The organism is Glycomyces dulcitolivorans (assembly GCF_003265355.1).
Taxonomy (GTDB): Bacteria; Actinomycetota; Actinomycetes; order Mycobacteriales; family Micromonosporaceae; genus Glycomyces; species Glycomyces dulcitolivorans.
This window is the reverse complement of sequence record NZ_QFRW01000107.1, coordinates 1-750: the sequence shown is the minus strand read 5'-3', so window position 1 is coordinate 750 and position 750 is coordinate 1. Positions and strand designations below refer to the sequence as shown.

The 750-nt window shown below is 76.4% G+C and carries 1 pseudogene; it reads left to right on the top strand.

Going from position 1 to position 750, the window contains the following annotated elements:
* A pseudogene (locus DI269_RS12910) lies at positions 1-577 on the top strand (hypothetical protein); the annotation flags it as partial.
* Positions 578-750 lie beyond the last annotated feature (173 nt).

Sequence of the window (750 nt, the reverse complement as noted above, 5' to 3'; positions counted from 1 at the left end):
GTTCCGGGCCGCCGGTGCGGCCTTCGGCCGCCTGGCGCACCTGCTCGACGCCGCCGAGGACTTCGACGAGGACGCCGCGCGCGGCGCCTGGAATCCGTTGGCCGCCACCGGGACCGGCGTCGAGGGCGCGCGGCCGCTGGTGCGCGGGGCGCTCGCCGACCTGCGGGCGGCGCTGGAGTCGGCGGCCCTGGTCGACCGGACGATGACGACGCTGCTGCTGGACCGCTATGCGCGCCATGCGGTGTCGAAGACGTTCGGCACGGCGTGCGCGTCCTACCGCCACCCCGACGAGCGGCGCGAACGGCGCCGGGACCGCCGCGACTACCGCCACGACGACCGCTACCACTCGCGGCGGCGCGGCTTCTGGGCCGGGCTGTGCAGTTTCGCGGTCCTGGCGTGCACGTGCCAGCTGTGCTGCGCCGAGCACTACCAGGGCCCGTGGTCGGGCCAGTCGCGCGAGGGCTGCCTGCGGAACTGCTGCGATTGCTGCGACTGCTGTCAGTGCTGCCAGTGCTGCGGCGACTCGGACGGCGACGGGTGCTGCAACGGCTGCGACTGCGGCTGCTCGTGCGACTGAGCCGCAACGGGACTCGCCGGGTTCGGACTCAGCGCGGCGGCTGGGGCCAGCCGTTGTTCGCGGGGTTGTTCGCGGGCGGGCCGGGCTGGGCCGGGGGCTGGTAGCCGTACGGGTTCGGGGCGCCCGGTCCGGCGGGGGCGCGCCACTGCGGCGGCGGGGCCTGGGGCGCGAGC